This is a genomic window from Pseudomonas sp. G.S.17, assembly GCF_038096165.1.
Classification (GTDB): Bacteria; Pseudomonadota; Gammaproteobacteria; order Pseudomonadales; family Pseudomonadaceae; genus Aquipseudomonas.
Window position 1 is genome coordinate 3572921 of the sequence record NZ_CP151076.1, and the last position, 25260, is coordinate 3598180.

At 59.2% G+C, this 25260-nt stretch carries 16 protein-coding genes and 2 pseudogenes; 7 read left to right on the forward strand and 11 right to left on the reverse strand.

What is annotated here, in order from left to right; translation table 11 throughout:
• Positions 1 to 266 precede the first annotated feature (266 nt).
• The 4 genes and pseudogenes from AABC73_RS16885 to msrB all read right to left on the reverse strand — a co-directional run bounded on the left by AABC73_RS16885 (position 267) and on the right by msrB (position 4179).
• Positions 267 to 1006: pseudogene (locus AABC73_RS16885) on the reverse strand (NAD(P)-dependent alcohol dehydrogenase).
• A 115-nt stretch (positions 1007 to 1121) separates the two neighbouring features.
• Positions 1122 to 1826: a peptide-methionine (S)-S-oxide reductase MsrA gene (msrA, locus tag AABC73_RS16890; RefSeq protein WP_341520160.1), complete on the reverse strand. Its 705-nt coding sequence runs from the start codon at positions 1824 to 1826 to the stop codon at positions 1122 to 1124.
• Between the two features lie 30 nt (positions 1827 to 1856).
• Entirely contained in the window at positions 1857 to 3632 is a 1776-nt protein-coding gene (locus AABC73_RS16895) for a cytochrome c biogenesis protein DipZ (RefSeq protein WP_341520161.1), read from the reverse strand.
• Between the two features lie 37 nt (positions 3633 to 3669).
• Entirely contained in the window at positions 3670 to 4179 is a 510-nt protein-coding gene (msrB, locus tag AABC73_RS16900; protein WP_341520162.1) for a peptide-methionine (R)-S-oxide reductase MsrB, read from the reverse strand.
• A 151-nt stretch (positions 4180 to 4330) separates the two neighbouring features.
• On the opposite strand from msrB, the gene AABC73_RS16905 reads away from it, so the two are divergent.
• Together AABC73_RS16905 and AABC73_RS16910 are read left to right on the forward strand one after the other, a co-directional pair.
• On the forward strand, positions 4331 to 5047 hold the full coding sequence (locus AABC73_RS16905; protein WP_341520163.1) for a response regulator transcription factor: 717 nt from the start codon (positions 4331 to 4333) through the stop codon (positions 5045 to 5047).
• Complete coding sequence (locus AABC73_RS16910; protein ID WP_341520164.1) at positions 5044 to 6561, forward strand: HAMP domain-containing sensor histidine kinase; 1518 nt, start codon at positions 5044 to 5046, stop codon at positions 6559 to 6561. The genes AABC73_RS16905 and AABC73_RS16910 overlap by 4 nt, the downstream gene beginning before the upstream one ends.
• A 21-nt stretch (positions 6562 to 6582) precedes the next feature.
• Here the strand turns inward: AABC73_RS16910 and AABC73_RS16915 are convergent, their stop codons facing one another.
• From AABC73_RS16915 to AABC73_RS16925, 3 genes are all read right to left on the reverse strand, one after another.
• Positions 6583 to 7779: a GAF domain-containing sensor histidine kinase gene (locus AABC73_RS16915; RefSeq protein ID WP_341520165.1), complete on the reverse strand. Its 1197-nt coding sequence runs from the start codon at positions 7777 to 7779 to the stop codon at positions 6583 to 6585.
• Between the two features lie 108 nt (positions 7780 to 7887).
• Complete coding sequence (locus AABC73_RS16920; protein WP_341520166.1) at positions 7888 to 8769, reverse strand: phosphate/phosphite/phosphonate ABC transporter substrate-binding protein; 882 nt, start codon at positions 8767 to 8769, stop codon at positions 7888 to 7890.
• The gene (locus AABC73_RS16925; protein ID WP_341520167.1) at positions 8757 to 11084 is read right to left on the reverse strand and encodes an EAL domain-containing protein; all 2328 of its coding nucleotides are present in this window, start codon (positions 11082 to 11084) and stop codon (positions 8757 to 8759) included. Before AABC73_RS16925 ends, AABC73_RS16920 begins: the two co-directional genes overlap by 13 nt.
• A 226-nt stretch (positions 11085 to 11310) precedes the next feature.
• Here AABC73_RS16925 and AABC73_RS16930 point away from each other — a divergent pair, with 226 nt between their 5' ends.
• Both AABC73_RS16930 and AABC73_RS16935 read left to right on the forward strand, forming a co-directional pair.
• Positions 11311 to 11589 (forward strand): BrnT family toxin, encoded by a 279-nt coding sequence (locus AABC73_RS16930; protein ID WP_341524264.1) that lies wholly within the window; start codon positions 11311 to 11313, stop codon positions 11587 to 11589.
• 3 nt (positions 11590 to 11592) lie between these two features.
• Positions 11593 to 11943: a BrnA antitoxin family protein gene (locus AABC73_RS16935; protein ID WP_341520168.1), complete on the forward strand. Its 351-nt coding sequence runs from the start codon at positions 11593 to 11595 to the stop codon at positions 11941 to 11943.
• 79 nt (positions 11944 to 12022) lie between these two features.
• Here the strand turns inward: AABC73_RS16935 and AABC73_RS16940 are convergent.
• A pseudogene (locus tag AABC73_RS16940) lies at positions 12023 to 13270 on the reverse strand (M20/M25/M40 family metallo-hydrolase).
• A gap of 168 nt (positions 13271 to 13438) precedes the next feature.
• Here AABC73_RS16940 and AABC73_RS16945 point away from each other — a divergent pair.
• The 3 genes from AABC73_RS16945 (at position 13439) to AABC73_RS16955 (ending at position 17510) form a co-directional block, all read left to right on the forward strand.
• On the forward strand, positions 13439 to 14065 hold the full coding sequence (locus tag AABC73_RS16945) for a glutathione S-transferase (RefSeq protein ID WP_341520169.1): 627 nt from the start codon (positions 13439 to 13441) through the stop codon (positions 14063 to 14065).
• Between the two features lie 172 nt (positions 14066 to 14237).
• A complete protein-coding gene (locus AABC73_RS16950) occupies positions 14238 to 15113 on the forward strand; it encodes an alpha/beta hydrolase (RefSeq protein ID WP_341520170.1) in 876 nt (291 codons plus the stop codon).
• 195 nt (positions 15114 to 15308) lie between these two features.
• A complete protein-coding gene (locus tag AABC73_RS16955) occupies positions 15309 to 17510 on the forward strand; it encodes a TonB-dependent siderophore receptor (RefSeq protein WP_341520171.1) in 2202 nt (733 codons plus the stop codon).
• Positions 17511 to 17578: 68 nt separating this feature from the next.
• On the opposite strand, the gene AABC73_RS16960 is transcribed toward AABC73_RS16955, so the two are convergent.
• The 3 genes from AABC73_RS16960 to AABC73_RS16970 form a co-directional block, all read right to left on the reverse strand.
• Positions 17579 to 22810 (reverse strand): DUF4011 domain-containing protein, encoded by a 5232-nt coding sequence (locus tag AABC73_RS16960; RefSeq protein ID WP_341520172.1) that lies wholly within the window; start codon positions 22808 to 22810, stop codon positions 17579 to 17581.
• 162 nt (positions 22811 to 22972) lie between these two features.
• Entirely contained in the window at positions 22973 to 24271 is a 1299-nt protein-coding gene (gene dctA / locus AABC73_RS16965) for a C4-dicarboxylate transporter DctA (RefSeq protein ID WP_341520173.1), read from the reverse strand.
• 46 nt (positions 24272 to 24317) lie between these two features.
• Positions 24318 to 25259: a D-2-hydroxyacid dehydrogenase gene (locus AABC73_RS16970; RefSeq protein WP_341520174.1), complete on the reverse strand. Its 942-nt coding sequence runs from the start codon at positions 25257 to 25259 to the stop codon at positions 24318 to 24320.
• Between the last annotated feature and the right edge of the window lies 1 nt (position 25260).

The following is a 25260-nucleotide window of genomic DNA, read 5'->3' on the forward strand; positions in this document are numbered from 1 at the left end:
CTGTAGACGGTTGCCTGCGTAGCGTACTCCATTTCCGGACAGTAAATGCGCAGCAATCCGTTGCAGGCAGCCGCGCCTGCCAATGATCACTGTTTAGTTGGCGTTTAAACGACAGTGAACTAGTGAACAGCTGCAGGAAAAAAACCAACTGCAGCACTCGTAGCGTTTGGCTGTAGACAGCCGTGTTTACGGTGAGAAGAGCTAATACTCAGGCAAAACTGCACAGCCCCAGGCTCGAAGGGGGAATCGAGCCCGGAGCGTTTAAATCAGGCTGCCGCAGCCTCTTTTTTGAGGCTGTTCATGGCAATCACGAATCGGTACTTCACATCACCTTTGAGCATGCGCTCGTAAGCTTCGTTGATGTTCTGGATGTCGATCATCTCGATATCCGAAACGATTCCGTGTTTAGCGCAGAAATCCAGCATGTCCTGGGTTTCCTGAATGCCACCGATCAACGAACCGGCCAGGCTACGCCGCTTGAAGATCAGGTTGAACACAGTCGGCGATGGGTGTGGGCTGTCAGGCGCACCGACGAGGGTCATGGTGCCATCGCGCTTGAGCAGCGAGAGAAACCCGTCGAGATTATGCGGTGCGGCCACAGTGTTGAGAATGAAATCCAGGCTGTTGGCGAATTTCGCCATTTCATCCGGATTCTGCGACACCACGACTTCATCGGCACCCAGACGCAGGCCGTCTTCGCGCTTGTCAGGCGAGCTGGTGAACAGCACCACATGCGCGCCCATGGCGTGAGCGATCTTGACGGCCATGTGCCCCAGACCACCCAGACCGACAACACCGACTTTCTGGCCTGGCTCGACGTTGCCGCCAACTGCGGTTACGCAACCGACAACTTCATGACCGGGAACCGACGGGTAAAGGGTGTTCTGCCACTCATTGCGCACGGTGTGCAGGTCGGAATGGCACACCCCGCAATAGAGAATCTCGATCTGCACATCGTCGGCGCTCGACGTTCGAAGGTGAACGCCTTGAGCGATTCTTTGGGAATCTGCGCTGCTTAGCTATAAGGCTTGGCCATTGCAATCACCTCTTGATAGACGTTGAGTACTAGCTGACCAGCATAGCGGCTCAATCGTTTAAGTGAATGACAGCCCGATCCCCGACTACATTGCCGCCTTCACCAACACCGGCTCAGCCTGATAACGGTCAGGATACAACTGCTTCAACTGCGCCACTTTGGGCAAATCGTTGATCACGATGTACGGATGCATGGGATGGCGGGTCAGAAAATCCTGATGTTCCTGCTCTGCCGGGTAGAACCCGTTGAACGATTCGAGCCTGGTCACAATGGGCTTGTTGAACGAATGCGCGGCGTCCAGTTGAGCGATGTAAGCCTGGGCAACACGTTGCTGTTCGCTGCTTTTGGTGAACAGTGCCGAACGATACTGGGTGCCGCTATCCGGTCCCTGGCGATTGAGTTCGGTTGGGTTGTGGGCCACCGAAAAGTAGATTTGCAGCAAGGTCCCGTAACTGACCTGAGCGGGATCGAAGGTGACTTCGACGGATTCCGCATGGCCGGTATCGCCCTCACTGACCCGCTCGTATTGGGCGGTGTCGGATGTGCCGCCGGCATAACCGGAAACGGCTTGCTTGACACCTTTGACATGTTCGAACACGCCTTGCACGCCCCAAAAGCAGCCACCGGCAAACACGGCCGTTTCACTGTGGGCCTGGGTGATTTCGTCAATGGCTGGCGGCGCCAGGCGCACCGCGTCCTCAGCGGCAAAGGCGGCGACGGAGCATTGGCCGATAAAACCGGCTGCGGCCAGTTGCAACACAATCCGGCGCAACGTAAATGGGGTTTTCATGAGACTGACTCCTGAATCAATGAATGATGATCAACCGAAAGTAAACGCATACGCCGAGACACCCGGATCGAGAAATTCGATGCTGAAGGTTCGGTCCTGCACGCTGCCGGGCTGGCGCACCAGCTGATACAAGCGTTGTTCTGTCACGCTGCCGCTGCCGTCAGGGGCTACGTCGGTACCGTGGGCGTCGCCGGGCGCTTTGCCGTCGATCAACACCTTGAAGCGCACCGGTTTGCCAACGGCTCCAGGCCCGAGCACCAGATGCAGGTCCCGCGCATGAAAGCGGTAAACAATGCGACTCGCCGAGGCGTCGGCAGCGGCCTGTTCGGAGCCGACGTTCCATTTACCTTCCAGGCTCCAGTCATTGAGCGCCAGTTGCGGCGCCGGGCTGTAGCTCTTCACGGCGTCCGGCAACAGGCCTTGGGCAGGAACAAACTGTTCCGCGCGCTGGTAACCGACATAGGTTTCCGGGGATTGCACGTCGTTCATGTCCGCCGCCTGTTGCACACCCTGGGCGTTGGCAGTGATCAGGCCGTCGGCGACCTTGGTGGCACCCGCTTCACGGAGCAGTTGCTGGATGACGCGTTCCGATTCTGCGTAATCGCCTTCGCCAAAGTGGTGATAACGAATGCGGCCCTGAGCGTCGGCAAAATAGTGGGCCGGCCAGTATTGGTTGTTGAAAGCACGCCAGATCTTGTAGTCGTTGTCGACCGCCACCGGGTAATTGATACCCAGGTCTTTCATCGCCTTGGTGACGTTGCCGATAGTGCGCTCGAAGGCAAATTCCGGCGCGTGTACGCCAATCACCACCAAACCCTGATCGCGGTACTTCTCGGCCCAGGCTTTGACATAAGGCAACGTGCGCAAGCAGTTGATGCAGGAGTACGTCCAGAAATCCACCAGCACGACTTTGCCTTTCAACGCCTCGGCGGTCAGCGGCGGCGAATTAAGCCACTGCACGGCGCCGTCCAGCGCCGGTAGATTGCCCTCGACCGGCAAGCTGTCCGCCGCCTGATTGGCGGCTTTCATCATGCTCCCGCTGCCTGGATTCTGCGCCATCATCGCCCCGTTGCTGCTCGGCGACTTACCGGCCAGTCGGCCAACCAGTGCCTGTTCGATGCCGCCGGTTGAGGCCGTCGATACCTTGGCCAGAATTCCGGTATCCAGCCCCAGCGCAATCGCTGCCACGCCAGCCAGCATGGCGACGCCCAAACCCCGTCGCACCCACTCGCCAGCACCGATGGAACGTTTCATCGCCGCAAAAACCTTACCGCCCAGCAGCAACGCAACTGCGAGTGAGGTGCAGGCACCTGCGGCGTAAGCCAGCAATAACAAGGTCGTGCCGATACTCGCGCCTTGCAGCGCCGCGCCGGTCAGCACCAGGCCCAGAATCGGTCCGGCGCAAGGTGCCCAGAGCAAGCCGGTCGCGACGCCAATCAGAAACGACGCGCCAGGACGCGGCCGGGGATCATTGCCCGCAGCTTCGGACAGTCGACCGCCAGCTGCCACCAGTGGTCGGGTCAGGCGTTCGGCCAGTTTTGGCAACACGAGCGTCAGGCCGAACAAGGCAACGAACAGCAAGGCCAGCCAGCGCCCGTATTGATTGACCTGCACCACCCAGCCGCCGCCCACCGCTGCCAGCGTGGCGACGAGGGCGAAGGTCAGCGCCATGCCGGCCAGCAATGGCAAGCCGCTTTTCATGAACGGCTGCCCGGTGCGGGCGAAGACAAACGGCAGTACCGGCAAAATGCATGGGCTGACAATCGTCAGCACGCCGCCGAGATAAGCAAGGACCAGAAGCCACATAAATTCGACCTGCATAAAATGAATAAAAAAAAACGGTTCAAGCCGCCTGGGGTTTGAAGTTCATCGCCACGCCGTTCATGCAATAGCGCTGCCCGGTGGGTTTGGGGCCGTCGCTGAACACGTGGCCCAGATGGCCGCCGCAGCGCGAGCAATGCACTTCATCGCGTGATACCCCGAAAGACCGGTCGGTCTGCACCGCCACAGCCTTGTCCAATGGTTGCCAGAAACTCGGCCAACCGGTGTGGCTGTCGAATTTGGTCGCCGAGGAAAACAACGGCAGATCGCAACCGGCGCAGACGAAAACGCCGTCCCGATGCTCATTGTTCAGCGGGCTGCTGTAAGGTCGCTCGGTGTCCTGTTCGCGCAGCACCTGATATTGCTCGGCGCTGAGCAAGGCGCGCCATTGCGCCTCGCTGTGCGTCACCTCGAACACCTGCGCTGCGCTGGCTTCATCGACCAGCACCGGGAACCGGCTCGACGCGCCGACGGCCAATGCTGCAAGGCCTGCCCCGCCGCTCACTATCAGAAACTGCCGCCGTGAAAACATGATCTTCTCCGAAACATCCAGGTGGTTGGCATGGAACACAGCCTAGGCGCGCAGTGATCGCCAAATCCTCACGTGAAGTTAAACAATTCGTGATAACTCGGGCCGCGGAAAACCCGCACAATGGGGCCATTGCGTTGAAGGATTGAACTGAATGGAACAGAGCAAACGGGTTCTCGTGGTCGAGGACGACGTGCATATCGCCGACCTGATCTGCCTGCATCTACGCGATGAGCAGTTTGAAGTCGTGCACTGCGCCGATGGCGATGAAGGCATGCGTCTGTTGCAGCAAGGGAATTGGGACGCGCTGATCCTCGATCTGATGCTGCCCGGCGTCGATGGCCTGGAAATCTGCCGCCGCGCCCGCGCCATGGCCCGCTACACGCCGATCATCATCACCAGCGCGCGGTCCAGCGAGCTGCATCGGATTCTCGGTCTGGAGCTGGGCGCCGACGATTACCTGGCCAAACCCTTTTCCATGCTTGAACTGGTGGCGCGGGTCAAGGCGCTGCTCAGGCGCGTGGACGCCATGGCTCGCAACCTGAAGATGGACGCCGGCAGCCTGATCATCGGCGGGCTCAATATCGACCCGATCACCCGTGATGTGTCTCTCGAAGGCCGTCGCCTGGAGCTCACGCCTCGCGAGTTCGACCTGTTGTATTTCTTCGCCCGCCAGCCCGGCAAGGTGTTCTCGCGCATGGACCTGCTCAACGCGGTGTGGGGTTACAGCCACGAAGGCTACGAACACACCGTCAATACCCACATCAATCGCCTGCGGGCGAAGATCGAAGCCGATCCGGCACAACCGGCGCGCATCCTTACCGTATGGGGCCGAGGCTACAAATTTGCCGCCGCGGAGGAACAGCCATGAGGCTGACCCTGAGCAAACGCCTGTCGCTGGTGTTCGCCGTGTTGCTGCTGGTGTGCTGCGGTACGTCCGCGTGGATGCAGGTGCGCGCCAACCGGATGCATGAGCTGGAAGTGGTGCAAGGCCTGTCACGCGATCTGGCCCAGCACATCGCCCGTGACACGGTGCTGATGGACAGTAATGGCATGATGCCGGGCGCGGTCCGCGACCTGTTCAATCAGCTGATGCTGGTCAACCCCAGCGTCGAAGTCTATCTGCTCGACACTGATGGGCGGATCGTCGGCAGCGCTTCGCCCGAGGGCAGGATACGTCGGGACAGAATCGACCTGGCACCCGTGCACCGTTTGCTGCAAGGCGACGCCCTGCCAATACTCGGTGACGATCCGCGCAGTGATCAGGCGCGCAAGGTGTTCAGCGCAGCGCCGCTGACCGTGGATGGCAAGCCGGCAGGCTATCTCTACGTGGTGCTGCTCAGTGAAGAACACGATCGCCTGGCCGAGCGCGGCGCCACCAGTGCGGCACTCAATACCGCTTTGCTGTCCATCGGACTGGTCGCGCTGCTGTGCCTGATCGCCGGCCTCACGGCATTCGCGCTGATCACCCGACCGTTGCGGCGTCTCACCGAAACCGTCAGCCAGTTCGATATCGACGGCGCTCCGGTGGCACCGCCGACAACAGCACCCACCGAATACGCCGCCAGTCACGATGAAATAGCCATGCTTGACGCCGCATTCCGGCAAATGCAGGCACGCCTGAGTGCTCAATGGAGTTCGCTGACCCGCCAGGATCAGGAACGCCGCGAATTGGTTGCGAATATCTCCCACGACCTGCGCACGCCGCTGGCTTCGCTGCATGGCTATCTGGAAACCTTGTCGCTCAAGGACGCCACGTTATCCCCCGCCGATCGCCGCCGCTATCTGGGCATCGCGCTGGATCAGAGCCGCAAGGTCGGCGGGCTGGCGCAATCGCTGCTGGAACTGGTACGGCTGGAGCACGGTTTCGTGCAGCCGGTGCTGGAGCGTTTCCCGCTGACCGATCTGGTGCAGGACATTTTTCAGAAATTCGAACTGACCGCCGAGGCGCGGCGCGTGGAACTCAAGGCGTCCTTCGCCCCCAACGTGTCTGCCGCCTGCGCTGACCTGGGGCTGATCGAGCGCGTGCTGACCAATCTGTTCGACAACGCCTTGCGCCACACGCCCGAAGGTGGGGAAATCGAGCTCAGCCTGCGCCCGCATGGCGCCGTTATCGAAGTCACGATCAGCGACACCGGCCCCGGCATTGCCGCTGAACTGCGCGAAGGCCTGTTCCTGCGACCGTTCAACATCGGCGGCGCACGTCGCGATGGCGGCCTGGGGTTGCGCATCGTGCATCGCATCCTGCAACTGCACGGCCGCGATATTCAGCTGGTCGACGTTCCCGGACGCGGCGCGACGTTCCGCTTCTCCCTGCCGGTGGATCAGCAAACGGCGGAGCAATGGGCGGTGCGCTCGATGAATGTGAATTCACTGGGAAGTTAGCGGGTTGTTACAAGGCGAGGTTTAAACCACCCATTTGATCTTCGCCGGTAATCGGGCAATAAAAGCTGTTCCCGCCTCCACCGTCGACGTCACAGTGAGGCTGCCGCCGTGTGCGCTGACAATCTGCGAGGCGATGTAAAGCCCCAGGCCCAGCCCTTCCCCGCGCTGTCCTGCTTCCGAACGGGTGAACGGTTCGAACAGCAACGGCATCAGTTGAGTCGGGATCGGCGGCCCTTGATTGACCACGGACAGCACGACCTCATCATTGTCCGAATAGGCCCGAACCTCGACAGGTGTCCCGTTTGCCCCATGAGTCACCGCGTTGCCCAGAAGGTTGGACAGGAGCTGCGTGATACGCAGCGCGTCGCAGTAGATACCCGCTGGCAGGTCCAGATAATGATCCAGGATTGCAAACGGGTGTGAGGCCTGCACTTCATCCACCGTCAACTTGAGCGTATGCCCCAGATCGTCGACCAGTTGGCGCTTGACGGGAATTCCGCCGCCCATCCGTCCACGGGCGAAATCCAGAACATTCTCGATCAGGACGCCCATGCGTACCGAGCTGTTGCGGATGGCGGAAATCAGATTGAGTGAGCGCTTTTCCGCTGTCTTGCTTTGCAACAGATCCGCACTCATCCGGATTGCACTCAAGGGCGTGCGCAAGTCATGCCCCAGGACAGCAATGAACTGGTCTCGCAGCATTCCCGTTTCATTGGCGTTGACCAGCGCCGCCTGGGTTGCCTCCAGGTTGCTCTGGGTATCGAGACTCATCGCAATCAACTGGGCGAACAGCGTCAGGGTCTTGACGATGGCCGGTTCTTCAAGATTCGCCGGTACCGAATCGATTGCACATAACGTTCCGAAGAAATCGCCATTGGCCTTGATGATCGGGATGGAAATATAACTTTCCAGTCCATACAGCTTGGGGGTGTGGTGTGACGAGAAAATCGGATGTGCGCTGGCGTGGCCGAAGATCACCGGCCTTTGGTGCTGCCGAATTTCATGACAGATGGTCGACTCCAGCACCAGCTCGCCACCGGGTTTCAAACCAAAATTGATTGAATCATCGACAGCACACGCCACCCAGTTTTTTTCAGTGACCCTGGCGACAGCGGCGAAACGCATCCCGGTCAGGTGTTTGACCATGCTCAAAATGACCGGAACGGCTTCAATAGAGCCGACGGCTGCAATATCAACAGAGAATTCAGATCTGGTCATCGGTCAACAGGTCAAATGAACGGGTGGCAAAGATTAGCGTGAAACCTGGAGAGACGCCTAAACAAAGGTGGTTGGCAATCGCCTGAAAGCCAATCGCTGCGAACGAACTCATCGCACAATCGGCTGTTGCTGCATCAACTGCAGCAGTGGCTCGTATTCTTCATGGCTGGCCGGGACGATGCTGGATGCGTTCTGAGCCTTCAGAAATGAGGCAAGGCCCTGCTGATCGTTCAACATCGCGGCGCGAATTCGCTCTTTCAGCAATGGACACAGGCTGCCGCCGAACACGTAAGGATCGTAGTAGATCGGCGTCGAGCGCCACAGCACGTTGAACGTGTCGCGAGTGATTCGTCCGCTGTTCAGATACGCGTCAACCCGTACGCTTGCCACAAATGCCGCGTCCACCCGGCCATCCAGCAGCGCGTCCAGAGACTTGTCGTGGGAACCGGAATACACCACAGAGCTGAAAAACTGCGTCAGCGGTAGCCCCGCTTGCGCGGAAAACTCGGCATTGGGCACGACACTGCCTGACGTGCTCGCCGGGTCGCTCAATGCGACCTGACTACCGCGCAATGCCTCAAGGCTGCTGGCGTCCTGGCGCCGCGTCAGCAGGAGCGACTGATAATGATGCCCCGCCGGGGTGAAATAGCCGGGGCTTATGGTCAGGCTGGCGAACGGTTCGATACGGGGGTCGCGCTGGCGGGCGAGGATGTAGGACGCCGGTCCAAGCCAGGCGATATCGACACCACCGGAGACAATTGCATCGATCACGCTTTCATAGGAAGAAGCCGGGACTATTTCCACCGGGATGCCCAGCGCAGTGCTCAGGCGCGTGAGCAGCGGCTGATACTCAAGCAGCAGGACTTCCACGGTTTTATTGGTCTTCGGGATGATTGCGAAGCGCAGACTCCGTTGACTGCACTCGGCATCAGCCAGGGCACTGGACAGCATTGTCATCAGCAGAACAGTCACAACTATTACTGCGCGCATGCTTTTTCCATCGCGTTGGTGAAGGGGGGATATTCATCAAGCTGGGCTGCAGACAGCGGTCGACTGAAGTGATAACCCTGAACCATGTCGCAGCCGGCCAGCTTCAGGCAAATGACCTGCTCGCGGGTTTCCACGCCTTCGGCGACCACTTCCAGCCCCAGGCGTTTGGCCAGAATGATGGTAGAGGCGACGATGGGATTGTCATCGGGGCTGTTGGACAACGGCGCAATCACCGCGCGATCGATCTTCAACTTGGTCAACGGCAGCGATTGCAGATGAGCGAAACCTGCATAACCCTGACCAAAATCGTCCAGGCTGATAGCCAGACCTGCGGCGCGCAGGGATTTGAGGTGCTCGATGCCCTGCCCTTCATGATCCAGCACCGAGGTCTCGGTAATTTCCAGCTCCAGTTGCTGCGGCTCAATGCCGTAACGTTCAAGTTCGCTGAGTAGCTTTTGGCTGAAGTCGGCCTGGCGCAGCTGTATCGCCGAGATATTGATTGCCAGTCGTGCGCGATTGCCCTGTGCCTGCCAGCGCGCCAGGTCCTCGCACGCCAGGCGCAGCACTTCCCAGCCAAGCGCAGTGATGAAACCGCTGCGCTCGGCCAGGGAGATAAATTGATCCGGATAGAGCAATCCGAAGTCAGGGTGCTGCCAGCGCACCAATGCTTCGTAGCTTTCCACGAGCATGGAGTCCAGACGGATCTGCGGCTGATAGTGAAGCAAAAACTGTCGCTCGCTCAGCGCTCCGGCAAACGCCTGCTCCAGCGTGAACTCCTTGATGTCCGCGACGTTAAGCGACGGGTCGAAAAACCGATATTGTCCGCGCCCCGCTCTTTTCGCCGAATACATTGCCGCATCAGCGCAGCGGATCATGCCCTCGACGTCCTGACCGTCACGCGGGCAAATGCTCACGCCAACACTGGGACTGGTACTGAGTTCATGCTCTTCCAGCGAGTAAGTCGCCGAAAGCTTGTCCACCAGCATTCGAGCCCAGGCATCGATCTGCTCCTCGCTTCGCTCTCCGGCCAACAACACGACAAATTCGTCGCCACCGAAACGCGCCGCCGCGTCACAGGGTTCCAGCAAGCGGCTGATGCGCCCGGCAATCGCCTGCAACAGCAAATCACCGGTGCGATGCCCCAGGGAATCGTTGATCGATTTGAAGCGGTCCATATCGATGAACAGAATGGCCAGCAACTGCCGCTTGCCACGCTGCTGCGTCAGAACCTGTGTCGCAACTTCCATGAACTGGCGCCGGTTGTGCAGACCGCTCAAATGGTCCGTGGCGGCGGCATGACTGCTGCGTCGGTGCTCTTCCTCCAGCCGGCTTATCAGGTCCTGATTGATCTGCTGGGCCTGTTCCAGTTCCGCGAATGCTTCCTGGCGCCGGTGTAACACGCGCAGGGTCCAGATCAGGCTGCCGAGAATGAACAGCGTCATACAGAGATTCAGCCAGAGCTGCCGTTCATAGGTGAGTTGCGATGGGGCAAGGATTTCGTCGCGCTGTTGACTGACGATCACGCTGAAGCCGCGCTGTGACGTCCGGCGATACAGGCTCTGGAATTGCGCGGTAGAGGAATATTGGGTGATTTCCCCGGACTCAACGCCACTGCTCGTCAGTTCCGGGTTGAGTGCCACTCCGGCAACCACAACGCCGCTGCTGGTCAGCCGCAACCGCTCATGGCCGTCGTTATCGAGCAAACGCATCATGCCGCTACGGCCCAGGTCAATGTGCTCGAAGAGTGCCGCCAGATAACCGATATCCAGCTGTACCAAAAGGATGCTGTCGAGCTCGCGCATCGAAGGGTCGGCCAACGGCAACAGGAAAGGCAGGCGCCAGTTCGGCGGCGCGGATTCGTTTGGTGAGTCGGGCAAGCCCGGCAGGAAGGGTTTGAGGCCGTTGCGATCAATGTGGCGCTGCAATTGCGCCAGCCAATCCCCGGGCAGTTGCTGTGGCTCGTCAACATGAGTGCCGGAAAGTAGACGCCCCTCCCGGCTGTACAGGCTCATGCGTTTAAGTACCGGATCCTCGGCAAGCATCCGCACCAAACCCCAACTGCGTTGGTCCCGGTCTTCGATGTCACTGCGCGCAACCTTGCCGATGGCCTGGGCGCGGTCGACCAGCTGACGCAGGTTTTCCGCAGCTATCGTAGCCAGGTTCAGATGTTCGGCTGCCTTGGCTGCCAGCGCTTCGTCACGAGAGGTGGCTTTCTGCTGGAAGAACAGCCCCCACAGAAATACCAGTGTGGCCGCGCACAGCATCACCAGGAGCAGTCGCAACAGGCCCAGCGAGGAAGAAAAAAGGCGAATCACAACTATTCTTCCAGCCGCGAGAAAGCGCCAAATTACTCCCGGTATGTAACGGAATTATTACAGTCGGACTCATGTTGCTGCCGAGCCTGATCCGGATCGCGTTTCGAACTGAAAGCCCGCCGCTACGCCCCTCACAGGTCGCTACATACTTATTACCCACTCATTTGCCTAGCCCTTCATCCTTCCCGCCCACGCCGCAAACTTTGAATATACATATCGAATATGCATAATGACTTTCAGAATCCAGTTTGACCCTGCCAAAGGCCGAAAAAACCTGCTTAAACACAATGTTCGCCTCGCTGATGCAGAATCCGTTTTGTACGACGACCATGCACTGACAATAGAAGACAACGATCACGACGAACCGCGCTGGATCACCATTGGAGACAGCGGCAAGGGGCAGATTCTGGTAGTGGCGTACACCTACCGCGATCCGAACTTCATCAGATTGATCTCGGCCAGGAAGGCTAGCGCCCGGGAAATCAATCTTTACAGAGGCAAATGACTGATGAAAGAGCATTACGACTTTAGCAACGCCAAACGCGGACCGGTTGCACCTGTCAAGGGCAAGAGCCGCATCACGATTATGCTGGACGATGTGGTGCTTCAGGCGGCACGGGAACGTGCCGACGAGCAAGGCATCGGCTACCAGACACTGATTAATGGATTGTTGCGGCAGGTGTTGAAGGTCGATACCAAGCAGGATGCAACAGAAAAACGCCTGCTGAGTACGGGGGACGAATTGAGCGTCACCGCTTTCAATCGCCGTGAAGTTGAAGCACTGGAGGCTCAGCTAAACAGCATGGCCAGCTCACTTCATGTGCTTTTGAGTGTTCACAGTAAAGCCTCGTCGACCTGAGACATATTGGCCAAGGCCGAGCCAGCCGCTTGCGGGCTGACCAGGCTCAAGCATTCCACACCTGATGAAACCCTCGCTATTACGGCGCGGCATCTTCCTGAGACAACTGCGTGATCAACGCCACGGTCAGGTAAAGCCTCGGAGCAATGCTCGACAGTTAGATGTATTCATCATCAGCGTGCAAGCCGGCGCCGACTACGCCCATGGTTTCCAGCACAGCCGGTTTGGCGCTGTCCGGCACGTATGCGTAGCCCGCATCGGTGCCGAAACGCATGGCGATAGGCTCAATGTTGTGACCGATTTCGCCATAAAGCGCCTGTGCGGTTTTTGCCAGCTGCTCGGAGCCCGGATTTTTCGCCAAGGGTGGGCGGCCTTTTTCCAGGCGCAACGTCACTTCAGTGCCATCAATGAGTTTTTTTGCCACGATGCGTTGGGCATCGGCGAGTACCCGGTCGGTTTCACTCAGGTCGGAGTAACGCATGTCAGCCTCGGCCGAGGCGCTGGACGGGATGATGTTGCGCTTATCGCCGCCCTTGATCAGCGTCCAGTTGACCGTGGTGCCTTTGGCCGGATCGCCAAGATCCTTGAGCTGCAACATCTGGTGCGCCAACTCCATGGCCGCATTGTGCCCGGCTTCAGGCGCTGAACCGGCGTGGGATGACTTGCCCTTCACGTCGAGAATCAAACCGTTGATGCCGTTGGTGGCGACAGTCACTGCGTCTCTGTCTGGCGGCTCAAACGAGAATACGTAGTCGTGCTGTCGAGCGAGCTCGGCGATGATTTTTTTCGAACCAGCGGAACCGGTTTCCTCATCGGGGTTGAACAGCACCGTGAGGGTACCGAAATCCTTGAACTTCTCATCCTGCAGCAGCCGCAATGAATGCAGAATCATCGCCACGCCGCCTTTGGCGTCAGCAACACCGGGACCATAGGCGCGCTCGCCGTCGACCTTGAACGGACGTTTCGCGGCTGTGCCTGGCCCGAACACCGTGTCGTAATGGACCATCAGCAGAAAATTCTTGCTGCCAGTGCCCTTGATAGTGCCGACGATGTTGTCGCCAGCGGACGGGCTCGCAGGTGTCGTGGTGACTTCAGCACCCAACGCCTTGAGCCGCTCGACCAGCACCGCGCTGACGGTTTTCAGGCCAGGCGCCTGGCCGGTTCCGGTATCAATGTCCACCAGCTGTTTGACGGTGGCCAGATAGGATTTTTGTTCAGCCTCGGCTTTTTTCAGCAGTTGAGCGGGTGCCAGGTCGTTAGCGAACGCGGTACAGGACAAGAATGAAAACGCGAGCGCGACGGCGATGGGTGAGCGTCGAATAAGCATGCTGGTTCCTTCAGATCATTGCGAATTGAAGGTCCATCTTTACCCATCGATCCCCTCAATGCCACCCACCGTTTCAGGTGCCCACGTAAATCGATGAAAAAATACCGGGCACTCATCGTCACTCGCGCAGTCTGCTTAAGACACTGCAAACCCGTCACTGGAGAGCTCATGATTACCGTCCACCACCTTAACAACTCCCGCTCGCAACGCATCCTCTGGCTACTTGAAGAGCTGGGCCTGCCCTACGAGATCAAACGCTACCAGCGTGATCCGAAAACCAATCTCGCCCCGGCGGAACTCAAGGCCATCAACCCGCTGGGCAAATCTCCGGTGATTGAAGATGGTCCCCACGTACTGATTGAGTCAGGTGCCATCGTCGACTACCTGATCCGCCGCCACGGCAATGGCAAACTGCAACCGGACCCTGCGTCCGCCACCTACGACGAGTACGTGCAGTGGCTGCACTTTGCCGAAGGCTCGGCGATATTGCCGCTGATGCTCAACCTTTACGTCGGTCGCCTGGGTGATGCCGGCGCGCCGCTGCTGCCACGGATCAACTCGGAACTGGATAACTACCTTGGCTACCTGAACAACGCGTTGGGCCTGACGCGGTATCTGGTTGGCGAAGAACTCAGCGGTGCCGACATCCAGATGAGCTTTATCGGCGAGTTCGCCAAAGCGCAGGGCAAAATTGGCCCCTACCCGCATCTGGCCGCCTGGGTAGAAAGGTTTCAGGCGCGACCGGCCTATAAAAAAGCGATCAGCCATGGCGGCGAGTACGCGTTCGCCAAATAAGGGGTTCGCGCCAGGCTAGAATCTGTTTTCCCTGTGGAGAGGACTTCCCTGCCGATTAACCACGATGCGTGGATGACGCGATCACCAAAGCGCTGTTGATTGCAGGGGAGGATTCAATAAGCTGGTGCGCGCATAACACTGTAGCGCGAGTCACCGCCAAGGGAGTCATTTCATGTTTACCGGATTCCACAAAGACACACGCCAGGTCAACGGCGTCGAGATCAGTTACCGCAAAGGTGGCGAGGGTCCCGGCCTGTTGCTGCTGCACGGCCACCCGCAAACCCATGTGATCTGGCACAAGATTGCCGAACAGCTGGCTCTGGAGTTCACTGTGATTGCCGCCGACTTGCGCGGTTACGGCGACAGCAGCAAACCACCCGCCAATGAAGGGCACAGCAACTATTCGAAACGAGAAATGGCCCGGGATGGCGTGGAATTGATGCAGGCGTTGGGTTTCGACGAATTTTCGATTCTGGCCCATGACCGTGGTGCGCGTGTCGCCCATCGTCTGGCGCTGGATCATCCCCAAGCCGTGCAGCGTATGGTGTTACTCGATATCGCGCCGACCCTGTCAATGTACGCGCAGACCAACGAAGCCTTCGCCCGCGCTTATTGGCACTGGTTTTTCCTGATACGTCCGGCGCCGTTGCCAGAAAGCCTGATCGAAGGCAATCCCGAGATGTACTTGCGCAGCGTCATGGGTAGCCGCAGTGCCGGCCTGAAACCCTTTACCGATGAAGCGTTCGCCGAATATCTGCGCTGCCTGCAACTGCCCGGCGCGGCGCGAGGTATCTGCGAGGACTATCGCGCTGCCGCGACCATCGATCTGGAACATGACCGCGCCGACATTGCCGCGAACAATCACCTCAGGCTGCCACTGCTGGTCATGTGGGGCGCCGAAGGCACTGTCGGCCGCTGCTTTGATCCGCTCAAGGAATGGCAGCAAGTGGCAACCGATGTGCGTGGCAAAGCCTTGCCAGCGGGGCATTACATTGCCGAAGAAGCCCCTGAATTGCTGCTCGCCGAGGTCCTGCCCTTTTTTCGTTAAGCGCAGCACGGCGATCGAATCTGCAATGCCTGCCCCCGACTTCCCCATGGGAAACCCGCAAAAAATACGAAATGTGAAAATTTCGTTATTGAGTGATAACAATTTGCAATCACGACTGATAGTATTTGCGCCTAAGAATCAGTCGTATTGCCAAGGAGGCTTTTCACCATTCTCTGCACTTCAGGTATTCGCCCCATGGTTTTCGCATTTCCGTCGCGCCCAACCCTGCTCGCACTCTGCTGTTCCGTCAGTTTCATGGCCCACGCTGCCGAGCCGGTGGTCGAACTGGGTGCCACTGATGTCAACGCCGAAGCGGTCAAGGCCAATTCGAACACGCTGCCTGAAACCTTCGCGGGCGGTCAGGTAGCACGAGGCGGCCAAATGGGCGTACTGGGTAACCAGGACAACATGAACGTGCCGTTTACCATGACCAGCTACACCTCGAAGCTGATCGAAGACCAACAAGCCGAAGACGTTGGCGACGTGCTGCTCAACGACCCATCTGTGCGTCAATCCTATGGTTTCGGTAATCAGGCTCAGGTGTTCGTGATCCGTGGCCTGCCGCTGAATGGCGATGATATTTCCTACAACGGGCTGTACGGCGTACTGCCACGCCAGATTCTGTCCACCGACGCCATCGAACGCGTTGAAGTGTTCAAAGGCCCGAATGCCTTCATCAATGGTGTCAGCCCTACCGGCAGCGGTCTTGGCGGTAGCGTCAATCTGCAACCCAAACGCGCCGGTGACGTTCCGACGCGTCGCTATACCCAGGACATCAGCTCCGACGGCCGTATCGGCGAGCACCTGGACCTCGGCCAGCGTTTCGGCGATGACAACCGCTTCGGCGCGCGCGTCAACCTCAGCCAGCGTGAAGGTGAAACTGCGGTCAACGATCAAGATCAGCGCACCAAGCTGTTCGTCGCCGGCCTGGACTATCGCGGCGACAAATTCCGCGTGTCCACTGACTTCGGTTATCAAAAACAGCGCGTCAACCATTTGCGCAACACCGTGCAACTGGGTACCGCAACCCGCATTCCAACCGCGCCTGACGCCAGCCATAACTACGGCCAGAGCTGGACCTACACCGAGACTGAAGACACTTTCGGCATGATGCGCGGCGACTGGGACCTGAACGACAGCTGGACGGCCTACCTGGCCGGTGGCGTCAAGCACACCCGTGAAACCGGGGTTTATGGCACGCCAGCCCTGGTGGGTAACACTGGCCGGGCCACCATCAGCGGCTCGGAAATTCCGCACAATGAAGACAACACCAGTTTCGCCGCAGGCCTCAATGGCCGCTTCCAGACTGGCCCGATCAGCCATCAGATCGCAATTGGCGCCACGACCATCTGGACCGAGCAGGAAAACGCCTACACCTTCTATCGACCTACCGTAGGCAATACCAATATCTACAACGCGAACAAACTGGCCAAACCTACCGACGGCTACTTGACCGGCGGCGACATGGGCGATCCTGGCGTCACGGGTAAAACCCGCAACCGCAGCCTGGCGATCTCCGATACCTTGGGTCTGTTCGACGACAGCCTGTTGCTCACCTACGGCGTGCGTCGCCAGCAACTGCGCGTGGAAAACTACCTGTACGACGGCAGCACCTTCAATGGCGTGGCTAACCCTGCCAACGACGGTAGCCGCAGTTCGATCTACGACGAGGCCATCACCACACCGGTGTACGGCATTGTCTACAAGCCCACCGAAATCATCTCGCTGTACGCCAACCGTATCGAAGGTCTGGCCAAAGGGCCGGTTGCGTCAGGTACCGGCATCACCAACCTGGGTGAAGCTTTCCCGCCGGGTCGCACCAAGCAACTGGAAGCCGGCATCAAGCTGGACATGCAGAGCTTCGGCGCCAATCTGGGAGTGTTCCGCATCGAGCGGCCTACCGACGGCTTCGTGGATGCCGCCAGCCGCTTGTATGTGCGTGACGGTCAGCAGGTCAACAAAGGGATTGAGTTGAGCGTGTTTGGCGAGCCGATCGAAGGCCTGCGTTTGATGGCCGGCGGCACGCGGATGACCTCCGAGCTGAAAAACACCTCCGGCGGTCTCAACGACGGCAATCACGCGATTGGCGTGCCGACCTTCCAGCTCAACGCCAGCGCAGACTGGGATATCCCTGGCCTGGAAGGCGCAGCGCTCAACGCCCGCATGCTACGCACTGGCGGTCAGTATGCAGATCAGGCCAACAACCTGAGCCTGCCGACCTGGAACCGCTTTGATGCTGGCGCACGGTACAAGATGCGGGTTGAACAGAAAGACCTGACCTTGCGCGTGAACGTGGAAAACATCACTGACAAGAACTACTGGGCTTCCGCCAACGGCGGTTATCTGACCCAGGGCGAGCCGCGTCTGGTGAAATTCTCGGGCACCATCGATTTCTGATTCACCCGATCCGCAGGACCGGCTTCAGGGGGAGATTGGTCTCCCGGCTAAAGTCGGTCCTACGGCAATCATGGTGTTGCAGCGGGTTCCACGTTGACCTCCAGTGGCTCGGGAAAATCGACGTGCTGCGCGACTGGCACATCCCTCGATTGCTCCAGCAAATCGCTCAACTCAGCATGCAACCGCTGCAAAGCACCTTCCTTGTCGACCCACCATTCGGTGGACCACAACCGCAGCAAATCCCAACCTAGACCGCGCAGAATCGCCCCGCGCACCTTGTCGCGGTCACGGGCGGTTGCCGCGCTGTGATAGGTCGCGCCGTCGCATTCGACACCCGCGAGGTAATCGCCCGGACGGTCGGGATGAACAATCCCCAGATCAATGCGGAAACGTGACACGCCGATCTGCGGCACCACCTGCCAGCCCATCCGACGCAGCCCTTGCGCCACAGCTTCCTCGAACGGCGAATCGTAGCTGCCCACCGAACCCTGCACCGCCTCGGCCAATGCCCTCGGGCCGCGCTGGGCAAATTCGATGAAGTGTTTGAGATCCCGCACCGCGCGAGCGTTGGTGCGATTGAGATCGATCATCGACGGATCGAAGGACGAGAACACCAGCATCTCGCGACGCGAACGGGTAATGGCGACGTTCAAGCGCCGCCAGCCGCCGTCCTTGTTCAGTGGCCCGAAGTTCATCGACATCACTGGCGCACCCGGCTCGGTAGGTCCGTAACCAATGCCGAGCATGATCAGATCGCGCTCGTCGCCCTGTACCGTTTCCAGGTTCTTCACCACAACCGGTTCAGTCTGGCTGTCCTGAAAGAAGGGTTCGATCTGCGGGTATTGCTGACGGGCAGCGTCCATCAGGTCGTTAATGAGCTTCTGCTGATCGGAGTTCAGCGTGATGATGCCGATTGAATAACCCGCAGCAATGAACACCGGATCAGTCAGACGCTTGACCGTTTCCTGAACGATGGCCTCGGCCTCCACCTGATTGCAACGCCCCTTGCCCTTGGCATAAACACCTTCGACACGCCGCCACTCGACCGCGCTGGCCCGGGTTTCAGCGGCCGGAAAGGTGATCAGGCTGCTGTCGTAATAACGGTGGTTGGAAAACGCGATCAGGCTTTCATGGCGGCTGCGGTAGTGCCAGCTGAGGCTGTGACTTGGCACACCGGCACCCAGGCATTCGTCGAGAATGCTTTCCATGTCTTCGGCCGTGTCGTCGTCCTCGGCATTTGCACTGCGGTTGAAGAAATTGGTTGGCGGCATCTGGCGTGGGTCACCGGCAATGACCACCTGTTTGCCCCGCGCGATGGAGCCGACGGCGTCCCAGGGCGCGATCTGTGACGCCTCGTCAAAGATCACCAGATCGAACGGCGGCTGATCGGCCGGCAGGAACTGGGCAATCGACAGCGGACTCATGAGCATGCACGGCGCCAGCCGGTTCAGCGCATCGCCCATCTCGATGGCCAGCTGACGCACCGGTTTATGCCGCCGGGACTTTTGCAGCTCATGCTTGAGAATGGCGAAGCCGCTGTTCTTGGCAATGTCGTTCTTCGACGGAATCAGGCCACACAGCTTTGCGCGAATGTAGCGCACGGTGAGTTTCGCCAGCTCGTCGTCCAGACGGTTGAACGTGGCGATATCGCTCATATGCTCGGCAGCGACGAAGGTTCTCAGCAATGGCTCGCCATCAATGCCTACTGTGGCAAACCAGTGGGAATACGCAGTAACAAACGTCGCTTCGATGGCCGAAGGCGGCAAGCTGCCCTGCTCCAGCGCCTGAGCCAAAGGCGCGAGCCCTGCTTCGCCCGCCTGCTCGCGGACCCGGCACCAGTCGCACCACGCCTTGAGCTGTCCTTCCTGTTGCTCAATAGCGGCACACGTCGCACGAAGCTCGGCAACGCTCGGCAGCATTTCGCTTTGGGTCACGGCCAGCTCGGCAAATAGCCGGACGGCGTCATCGTAGCGGGCCACGGCCTGCTGCAAGGTCGCCAGTGCCGTAGCGATCTGGCCGCCCGCGCCAAGCATGTCATTGGCGTCAATCACCAACCGTGACACGGCACTGCGCAACGCGATCAACTGCTCAGGTGACTCAACCAGCGCCCTGAGCCGGGCACGCAAACTTTCCGCCAGTACCACGGCTTTAAGCGTGCGGGCGCTGTCACTGGCAAGTCCGTTCCAGCCGGGAATCGATTGCAATTCGGGAGCCAGCTTGTCCAGCTCCAGCAATTGCGCCTGCAAACGTTCAAAGATCAGCAGATCGCCTGGCACGTCCGGCAAACCCGCAGCACCACCCACCAAAGCCAGCTGCGTGGCGACTTTCTTTTTGCCGAGGTTAGCGAAGAACCAGAACTTGCCCTCGGCCTCTTGCCAGTCCCTGCGCATGGCCTCGACAGGAACCCGGCGACAGGCTTCGTCGGCGTAGTTCAGCGACAGACTTTCCTCCAGCTCGCGGTAATCGGCGAGCAACTGGCAAGCGTGCCGGCCGGCTTCGATACGCGCAATGGCATCCGGCGCGAAGGCGAACGACAGGTTCAGGCCGTGGCATTCAACGAGCAGACCGGCCAGATCATTCAGCTGTTGAAGGTGCGCCACTTCCGTTACCGGCAACGACAAGTGCGTCAACGCCAGTATTCTTTCAGCAGCGCTGATCAGGGCATCAAGTGCTTGGGGCAGTTCGCGGGCGCTGCTGACGATCTGCGCTTGCCAGGCGTTGGACCATTGGGTCTGCGCCAGCACACCAAACTTGCCCGACAGGTCACGCGCAGCGGTGCCATTCAGTCCCAGGCGGCGGGCGAGATCCAGCAAACCCGCGTACTGGTCCGCATCGTGTTCAATGCCTGCCGACCACGCCAGACGCGGCGTCGCGGGGCCATGGTCGCGCACGACACGACCAATGGCCTGATGCAACGACAGGCCGTTCGGCCAACGTCGATGCAACACTTCGACCATTTGATTGAGTCGCGAACGCAGCGTCTGTAACCGGTCGGCCTCACGCTGCCACTCCTCGGTGCTCAAGGTGTCGCGTACATCCCAGGCGCGGTCCAGTTGTTTGAGGACCTCGACCTTGGACGCTTTGCTTGAATGCAGCTCCAGGCAAAATTCGCCCAGGCCTTTCTCTGCCAACCGGCGATACACCACGTCGAGTGCTGCACGCTTTTCCGCCACGAATAGCACGCGACGGCCGAGTGCCAGGTTGTGGGCGATCATGTTGGCAATGGTCTGGGATTTGCCGGTACCGGGCGGCCCGTCGAGCACGAAGCTGTGTTTACCCGCAGAAGCCACCACTGCCGAGAGCTGCGACGAGTCTGCCGCTAAGGGGGTGAACAGCTGTGCCGGTGTTACGGTCGCGTCGAGCTGCTCGGGGCGCGGGAAATCATCAGAGCCGGCAAAATCTTCACCGCCTGCATCGCGCTCCAGCAAGTGCCGGACCAGCGGGCTTTGCAGCAGCTGTGCTGCGTTGGCATTGAGATCTTTCCACATCAGGTACTTGGCAAACGAGAAGGTGCCGAGCACCAGTTCGGTACTGACTTCGAACCCAGGCACATCGCGGACGGCGCGGCGCACCTTATTCCAGATGCCCTCGACATCAATGCCGCTATCATCGCTCGGCAAATCGCCGTCCAGCCCCGGAATGACCAGCTCGAAATCGTGGCGCAGAAGTTCCAGCAACGTCAGGTTGAAGCGCGGTTCTTCGTCCAGCAAGCTCAGGGTGACCCCCGACAAGGCGCTTTTGCGTTCGAGTTTGACGGGCAGCAGAATCAGCGGCGCAGAGTAGCTTTTCGGGTCGTCGACACTTTTCTTCCACTTGAGAAAACCGATTGCCAGGAACAGCGTGTTCGCCCCGCCCTCCTCCAGATCGCTGCGTGCCTTGCGGAACAGATCAATCAACGTCGCTTCGAGTTTGGTTTTTTCCAGACTGGCAAGCACTTCGCCGCGAGCCAACGCCTGACGCGCGACTTCATCGACCAGACTTTCATGATTCTGCTGTTCATAGAGTGCGGAGTCACGGCCACTGCTGTTCAGGTCCGGCACGGCCAGCACGCGGATACGCTGGCCGCTGGACAGCAGATCTTCCAGAGCCGCCGGATCAGGGCACAACAAACGCACACCTTTGGCACTGTCCGGCAGGTGCAGCAAGCGATTGCGGGTGGTGAGGTCGAGCAGTTTGCGCTGCCAGAGCGTCAGCTTGCCTGCTGGCCCATCGCTGCTGTCGTTGATTTCCACGTCGAAGCCGGGCAGTAACGGCGCTTCTTCCAGGCCTTCAACAGCCGGTGGCGTTGCATCCGCCTCGGCTGGCGAATTCGGGCCGGGGGCCAGGGCTATCGGGCGAATCTTCTGCATCCGCGCGCGATGCACGTCGATGGCCATGATGAACTGTTCATCGTCCAGTTGCCGCTCAGCAGCGGCGACTGCCTGACTGAAACCCGGCACCGGTGCCTGAGTCGCCAGGGTGGTTTCGAACACCACCATTTCCTTCAAGTCCAGGCGCTTGCGCACCGCCGACGCCTCGTCGGTCAACAACTGCGAGAACTCCTGAGGCTGCAGCCAGACACCCGCGAAAGCGTGGCCTTTGGTCATGATCAGCAAGGCATTCAACCCGGCCTGCTCCAAGGCGGCGGCAAACAGCAGCGCGGTGTCCAGACAGGTCGCCACGCCGTTTTCCAGGATCATGCCTGGCGGCCGGATTCTCTGGCCCTGCTGCTCGAAACTGGCGGGTGGCAGCGCGTAGCTCAGCTTGAAACCGCAGACTGCGGACCAGATCGCGGAAGCCAGTTCCCAGGTCCGTGTGCGTGACTTGCTTTCATAGCCGTCAATGCCGTCTTTCTTCCCGGCGCGGCGCAATACCTGCGAAGCGGCTTTGAGCACGCGGTCGACCGCAGGATCATTGGGCATGCAGAACGCAGCCAGCAACTCAGGCATGGCGCTGAGACCGCCCCACTCCGTGCGCGCCAGCAGTTCGGTCGCAACGCGTTGCTCGACGATCAGTTCGTCGCCCCGAGACAAGCGCAGCACGACTTCGGCGCCAAGGCTTTCAGTAAGGCCAGCCAGATAACCGGCGTTGAGCTTGATATCGCGCTCGTTGATGCTCAGACGATCGCCGGGATTCAAGCGATCGATGTTCCAGGTCCGGATCTCGACAAAAGCAGGGTCGGTGCCGAGGCTCAGCACCAGCTCCTCAAAAGGTTGTTCGCTCTGGTTCCAGAGGCTCAGTTCACGTACCAGGGGTACGGCATTCTGATGGGAGGCGAAGCCGATCTTGCGGGCGATCAGCGCCTCAATCTTGATGCTCATTCATGGGCTCCTCGAGCGGCCTGCGCTCGCCCCCTACCGGTAGGGGGCGAGAAAAAGACGCCTATAGTCCATGACTGTCTGATGATTTGAAATGATTTATCCCGCAGGCCAGATGAAATCCGCCCAACGTCAGCTCAGCCTCGTCACGCTCTAACCCAATTCCTAGCCCAATTCGCGCTTGAGCTGCTCGCGATCCAGCACGCCATCCCAGCGAGCGATAAAAATAGTGGCAACGCCGTTGCCTATGACGTTGATCAGCGCGCCGCCTTCGGAAATGAAGCGGTAAACGCCAAGCACCAGCACCAGCCCTGCTGCCGGAATGATGTCCATCGAGCCCAAGGTCGCCGCCAGGGTTATGAACGCCCCGCCGGTCACGCTGGCGGCACCTTTGGACGTCAGCAGCAGGATGAACAGCAAGGTGATTTGATGGTAAAGGGAAACATCAATGTCCAACGCCTGAGCGATGAATATCGCGAGCACGGTCATGTTGATGCAGCTGCCGTCCAGATTGAAGCAATACCCGGACGGGACTACCAGTCCGACTGTCGATTTGTCACAGCCCAGTTTCTCGAGTTTGCCCATCAGCCTGGGCAGCGCTGATTCAGATGACGAAGTACCCAGTACCAGAACCAGTTCTTCGTGAATGTATTTAAGAAACTTCCACAAACTGAAGCCGGCCAGTTTCGCCACCAGATTCAAGACAACGAAGACAAACACAGCGGCAGTCACGTAATAACAGATCAACAAGTTGCCATAAGCGGCCAGCGACCCAACGCCGTACTTGCCCACGGTAAATGCCATCCCGCCGAATGCCCCCAGCGGCGCCACATACATGACGATCTTGAGCATTCGAAAAAACGCACCGGCAACCAGATCAATAATGTTCAACAAAGGCCTGCCTAAATCGCCCATCAACTGCAACGCGAAAGCAAACAGGATCGAGATAAACAGTACCTGGAGGATGTCACCCTCGGCGAAGGCACCGAACACGGTCGTCGGAACGATATGCATCAGGAAGCCCACAACACTTTGATCATGAGCGGCCTTGGCGTAACCGGCGATGGCCGTTGCATCCAGCGTTGCCGGGTCGATATGCATCCCGGCGCCCGGCTTGAGCAGGTTCACACCGATCAAACCGATAATCAATGCAAGGGTCGTCAGAACTTCAAAGTAAATGATCGCCTTTAAACCAACGCGGCCGATGCGTTTCAGATTCTGCATACTGGCAATACCACTTACCACGGTGCAGAAGATAATGGGCGCAATCAGCATCTTGATCAGTTTGATGAAGGTATCGCCCAGCGGTTTCATTTGTTCGCCAACAGACGGCGCGTAATGCCCCAGTACAATTCCCAGGGCAATGGCTGCGAGCACCTGAATATATAAGTGTTGGTAAATCGGCTTGCGGGCGATAGGTGAAGTACGGGTATCGGTAATTGAAGAGCTGATTATTTTTGTCATGGCTCTGCCTCGATGAACATAGTATTGGAATGGCTGAACGGATAGATCAGGACACCACGTTGACTGGTTTGCCCTCTGCATAAGCCGCGATATTTTTCAGGAGAACGGTCTTGAGCCGTTCGACGCTGCTCTGACTGGCCCAGCCTACGTGCGGGGTAATCAACAGATCGGGATGATTGCAACGCAAGAGCGGGTGGTTGGCTGGCGGCGGCTCAACCTCAAGCACATCCAGCGCAGCGCCGCCCAGCTTCCCGCTCTGAAGGCCGGCCAACACAGCGCTCTCCTCAACCAACGGACCACGGGCGGTGTTGATCAGGATTGCGCCGGTCTTCATGCGCGCGATTTCCGGCGCCCCGATCAAGTGATGTGTCTGAGGCGTCAACGGGCAATGCAGCGTCAATATGTCGGCCTGCTCCAGCACGTCTGTAAATGCCTGGTAACCGGCGCGGACCGTCGCCGCGCCACGGTGCTCGGCGAACAGTACTTTCAGGTTCAGCGCCTTGGCCAGACGCGCGACACGACTGCCAATATCGCCGCGCCCGACGATCCCCAGCGTTGCACCTTCCACGTCAAGCACCGGCTGGTCATGGACGCAGAAATGCGCCGATCCAGGCCATTGCTCGACAGCGGCCTGTCGATAGGCCAGCAGATGTCTGCGCAGGACGAATATGGAGCCGATGACCGATTCCGCCACACTGACAGCGGAATACGCAGGCACATTGCTGACCGTGACCGCCGCGTCACGGCAAGCCGCGAGATCGATACAGTCATATCCAGTGGCTGCCACGCAGATAAGCTTCAGCTGTGGCAGTTGCTCTAGTGCCGTCCTGGTGATCCTGACCTTGTTGGTAATGGCGACCTCAGCCCCAGAGAGCGCTGTGACCACATCGTCTGGCGAGGTCGCGTCATGCTCGGTCCAGCTCGATGCGGCTGGCGGGCGTGGTAGAGCGCAAGGCAGACTCGCGCTGTCAAGAAAGACTATGTTCATG

Coding starts and splice junctions, on each gene's coding strand:
- msrA (WP_341520160.1), bottom strand. CDS start 1,826: ATGAAAACCCCATTTACGTTGCGCCGGATTGTGTTGCAACTGGCCGCA.
- AABC73_RS16895 (WP_341520161.1), bottom strand. CDS start 3,632: ATGTGGCTTCTGGTCCTTGCTTATCTCGGCGGCGTGCTGACGATTGTC.
- msrB (WP_341520162.1), bottom strand. CDS start 4,179: ATGTTTTCACGGCGGCAGTTTCTGATAGTGAGCGGCGGGGCAGGCCTT.
- AABC73_RS16905 (WP_341520163.1), top strand. CDS start 4,331: ATGGAACAGAGCAAACGGGTTCTCGTGGTCGAGGACGACGTGCATATC.
- AABC73_RS16910 (WP_341520164.1), top strand. CDS start 5,044: ATGAGGCTGACCCTGAGCAAACGCCTGTCGCTGGTGTTCGCCGTGTTG.
- AABC73_RS16915 (WP_341520165.1), bottom strand. CDS start 7,779: ATGACCAGATCTGAATTCTCTGTTGATATTGCAGCCGTCGGCTCTATT.
- AABC73_RS16920 (WP_341520166.1), bottom strand. CDS start 8,769: ATGCGCGCAGTAATAGTTGTGACTGTTCTGCTGATGACAATGCTGTCC.
- AABC73_RS16935 (WP_341520168.1), top strand. CDS start 11,593: ATGAAAGAGCATTACGACTTTAGCAACGCCAAACGCGGACCGGTTGCA.
- AABC73_RS16945 (WP_341520169.1), top strand. CDS start 13,439: ATGATTACCGTCCACCACCTTAACAACTCCCGCTCGCAACGCATCCTC.
- AABC73_RS16950 (WP_341520170.1), top strand. CDS start 14,238: ATGTTTACCGGATTCCACAAAGACACACGCCAGGTCAACGGCGTCGAG.
- AABC73_RS16955 (WP_341520171.1), top strand. CDS start 15,309: ATGGTTTTCGCATTTCCGTCGCGCCCAACCCTGCTCGCACTCTGCTGT.
- AABC73_RS16960 (WP_341520172.1), bottom strand. CDS start 22,810: ATGAGCATCAAGATTGAGGCGCTGATCGCCCGCAAGATCGGCTTCGCC.
- dctA (WP_341520173.1), bottom strand. CDS start 24,271: ATGACAAAAATAATCAGCTCTTCAATTACCGATACCCGTACTTCACCT.
- AABC73_RS16970 (WP_341520174.1), bottom strand. CDS start 25,259: ATGAACATAGTCTTTCTTGACAGCGCGAGTCTGCCTTGCGCTCTACCA.